Genomic DNA, 3,726 nt, shown 5'->3' on the forward strand with positions numbered 1-3,726 from the left:
GCAGCACGCAGGCTGCCGGGGTATTCGAGCACGGCCACTTCCATCAGGGTCGGTGACGTGGGTTTGGGGGATGGCGATGAAGAGGGGGGAAGTGCATCCATGGCGGCGCTCCTGGAACGGCTGCTGAGACCGCCAAACCCTGCTGGATCAAGGCCTGACGGCGATTCCAATGGAGCGTACGGAGCGCCTCCCACGGCAGCTATGAAACAAGTTGCAAATCCGGCCCGGTAACGACACGCAACCGCTTTGCGGCAAACCCTTGACTCTTGACCAGACTCCAGGGTTCACACTGGGCCCCTGCTCCCCAGAGAGGTCGCCGTGAACATTGGACAACTTGCACGCCAGGCCGGCGTGCCCATCGACACCGTGCGCTACTACGAGCGCCAGCATCTGCTGCCCACTGCCCAGCGCAGTGCCGGCGGCTACCGGGTCTTCAACGACACCGACCTGACCCGCCTGCGCTTCATCCGCCGCGCCAAGGCGCTGGGCTTCACCCTGGAAGAAATCGGCGAGCTGCTCGCCCTGAGCGACCAGCGCGGCCAGGACATGGCCCAGGTCCGCGAGGCGGCGGTGCTCAAGCTGCAGGACATCGAGCAGCGCGTTGCGGAGCTGCAGCGCATGCATGCCGCGCTGGAACAGCTGGTGGACGCCTGCCCTGGCCACGGCGGCCTGGAACAGTGCCCGATCCTGGGCGCACTGACGGAGCCACGCCAATGACCACATCGAAAGGCAGCTGCTGCGCCGCGCACGGCGGTAGCGCGGGCGCCACGGCGGGCAACACGGTCAAGGACGTGGTCTGCGGCATGGACGTCAACCCGGCCACCACCGCCCACCATGCCCGGCATGCCGGCAGCGACTACCACTTCTGCAGCGACGGCTGCCGGCGGAAGTTCATCGCCGAGCCGCAGCGCTACCTGGATCCGGCCTCGCACATCGCCGAACCGGTACCGGCCGGCACGCTCTACACCTGCCCGATGGATCCGGAGATCGTGCAGGAAGGCCCCGGCACCTGCCCCATCTGCGGCATGGCGCTGGAGCCGATGATGCCCAGCCTGGACGAGGGCGAGAATCCCGAACTGACCGACTTCCGCCGGCGCTTCTGGTGGAGCCTGCCGCTGAGCATCGCCACCATGGCGCTGGCGATGCTGGCCATGACCCCGCTGCTGCACGGCGTGCCGCCGGGCGTGCGGGTGTGGATCGAGCTGGTGCTGGCCACGCCGGTGGTGTTGTGGGCGGGCTGGCCGTTCGTGCAGCGCTGGGCGCAGTCCATCCGCAACCGCAGCCCGAACATGTGGACCCTGATCGGCACCGGCGTGCTGGCCGCGTACGGCTACAGCGTGGTGGCGACGCTCGCGCCCGGCCTGTTCCCGCCATCGTTCCAGCAGCACGGCCACGTCGGCGTGTATTTCGAAGCGGCGGCGGTGATCATCTCGCTCACCCTGCTCGGCCAGCTGATGGAACTGCGCGCCCGTGCCCAGACCTCGGCGGCGATCAAGGCACTGCTGGGGCTGGCCCCGAAAACCGCGCGGGTGCTGCGTGACGACGGCCGCGAGGAAGACGTGGACATCACCGCCCTGCAGCCCGGCGACCGCCTGCGGGTGCGCCCCGGTGAAACGGTGCCGGTGGATGGCAGCGTGCTGGAAGGTCGCTCCACCGTGGACGAATCGATGCTGACCGGCGAAGCGGTACCGGTGGCCAAGACCGTGGGCGACACCGTCATCGGCGCCACCCTCAACGGCACCGGCAGCCTGGTGATCCGCGCCGAACGGCTGGGCGAGGACAGCATGCTGGCGCAGATCGTGCAGTTGGTGGCGCAGGCGCAGCGTTCGCGTGCCCCGATGCAGCGGATGGCCGACAAGGTCGCCTACTGGTTCGTGCTCGCCGTGCTGGGCGTGGCGGTGCTGACCTTCTTCGGCTGGGGCCTGTTCGGACCCGAGCCGTCGTGGACGCACGCGGTGCTCAGTGCGGTGGCGGTACTCATCATCGCCTGCCCCTGCGCCCTGGGCCTGGCCACGCCGATGACCATCATGGTCGCCACGGGCCGCGCGGCGCAGCACGGCGTGCTGTTCCGCGACGCCGAGGCGATCGAAGCGCTGCGTGGCGTGGATACGCTGGTGGTGGACAAGACCGGCACGCTGACCGAAGGCCGCCCCGCGTTCCGCGACGTGCAGGCGGTGCCCGGATTCGACGCCAACGACGTGCTGCACTGGGCGGCCAGCCTGGACCAGGGCAGCGAACACCCGCTGGCGGCAGCGATTGTCAGCGAGGCGCGCAGCCGTGGGCGTGCGCTCGCATCGGTGGAGGACTTCGATTCGCTCACCGGCCTGGGCGTGCGTGGCACCGTTGAAGGCAAGGCACTGCTGCTCGGCAACGCGGCATTGATGGGCGACCACGGCATCTCCCTGCAGCCCCTGCACGCCGATGCCGAACGGCTGCGCCAGGCGGCAGCCAGCGTGATGTTCCTGGCTGTCGACGGCGCGCTGGCCGGGCTGATCGCCGTGGCCGATCCGATCAAGGCCTCCACCGCCGAAGCCATCGCACAGCTGCGCCGCGATGGGTTGCGCATCGTGATGGCTACCGGCGACGGCACGGCCACGGCTGAAGCGGTAGCGCGCGAGCTGGGCCTGGACGAGGTACACGGTGAAATGCGCCCTGCGGACAAGGCCGAACTGATCCGCACGCTGCAGGCGCAGGGCCGCACGGTGGCGATGGCCGGCGACGGCATCAACGATGCACCCGCCCTGGCGAGCGCCAACGTCGGCATCGCGATGGGCAATGGCACGGACGTGGCGATGTCCAGCGCGCAGGTGACGCTGGTCAAGGGCGACCTGCGCGGCATCCTGCGCGCACGCCAGCTGTCTTCCGCGAGCGTGCGCAACATGCGGCAGAACCTGGGCTTTGCGTTCCTCTACAACGGCCTGGGCATTCCGGTGGCGGCCGGTGTGCTGTATCCGCTGGGCATCACGATGTCGCCGATGCTGGCGGCAGTGGCGATGAGCCTTAGTTCGGTGTCGGTGATCAGCAACGCGCTGCGTCTTCGCCATCAACGATTGCCCACGTCATGACACTTTTTTCTTGCCATTCCAAAACAGCATCGCTATGATCTCGCTCCTCACGACGTGGGGCCATAGCTCAGCTGGGAGAGCGCCTGCATGGCATGCAGGAGGTCGGCGGTTCGATCCCGCCTGGCTCCACCACTCCGATCATTAGGCCGATCGGAAGGTAGTGAACACAATTCAAGGTTCAAGTGCGTCCCCATCGTCTAGAGGCCTAGGACATCACCCTTTCACGGTGGCGACCGGGGTTCGAATCCCCGTGGGGACGCCAGTTACAAAACAAAAAGCCCTGACTTCGGTCGGGGCTTTTTGTTTTTGTGCTTCATCAGATCGAAAGCAGAGCAGCGTTTCGATTGCTGCGAGCCGGGAGGCAGTCGGGCAGCCCCTTCCGGGACACGCCGTGAACCCATCCCTGGGGGCTTGGCAAAAACATCCATGTTTTTGACAGTCCCTACAGGGGCTACCCGCCTGCCTCCCCGATGGATTGCTTGCGCGGCCGGAAGAGGCAGCCACGCATGGCATGGCTCTACGCCCTATTGCTGCGTCTCTCATGGCCGCCGACACACCGTGGAGGGGCCGGCGGGTGTGGGGGTACGGGGGCTTTACCAAACATGGATGTTTGGTAAGAGCCCCCAAGGATGGGTTCACGGCGCCCCCCGTACCCCCACAC

Annotated in this window: 2 protein-coding genes and 2 tRNA genes; all 4 read left to right on the forward strand. The window is 67.4% G+C overall.

Annotation, left to right across the window (positions count from 1 at the left end; translation table 11 throughout):
- Positions 1–318: 318 nt before the first annotated feature.
- The 4 genes from QMX79_RS20320 (at position 319) to QMX79_RS20335 (ending at position 3,327) form a co-directional block, all read left to right on the forward strand.
- On the forward strand, positions 319–717 hold the full coding sequence (locus QMX79_RS20320; protein ID WP_282248390.1) for a heavy metal-responsive transcriptional regulator: 399 nt from the start codon (positions 319–321) through the stop codon (positions 715–717).
- On the forward strand, positions 714–3,065 hold the full coding sequence (locus QMX79_RS20325; RefSeq protein ID WP_282248391.1) for a heavy metal translocating P-type ATPase: 2,352 nt from the start codon (positions 714–716) through the stop codon (positions 3,063–3,065). The genes QMX79_RS20320 and QMX79_RS20325 overlap by 4 nt, the downstream gene beginning before the upstream one ends.
- A gap of 56 nt (positions 3,066–3,121) precedes the next feature.
- Positions 3,122–3,197 (forward strand) — tRNA-Ala (locus QMX79_RS20330).
- A gap of 54 nt (positions 3,198–3,251) precedes the next feature.
- Positions 3,252–3,327, forward strand: a tRNA-Glu gene (locus QMX79_RS20335).
- Positions 3,328–3,726 lie beyond the last annotated feature (399 nt).

This window comes from Stenotrophomonas sp. PS02300 (assembly GCF_029959395.1).
Classification (GTDB): Bacteria; Pseudomonadota; Gammaproteobacteria; order Xanthomonadales; family Xanthomonadaceae; genus Stenotrophomonas; species Stenotrophomonas maltophilia_AD.

Excerpts from the sequence above, each read along its gene's own strand:
- QMX79_RS20325 (WP_282248391.1), top strand. The coding sequence starts at position 714 with ATGACCACATCGAAAGGCAGCTGCTGCGCCGCGCACGGCGGTAGCGCG.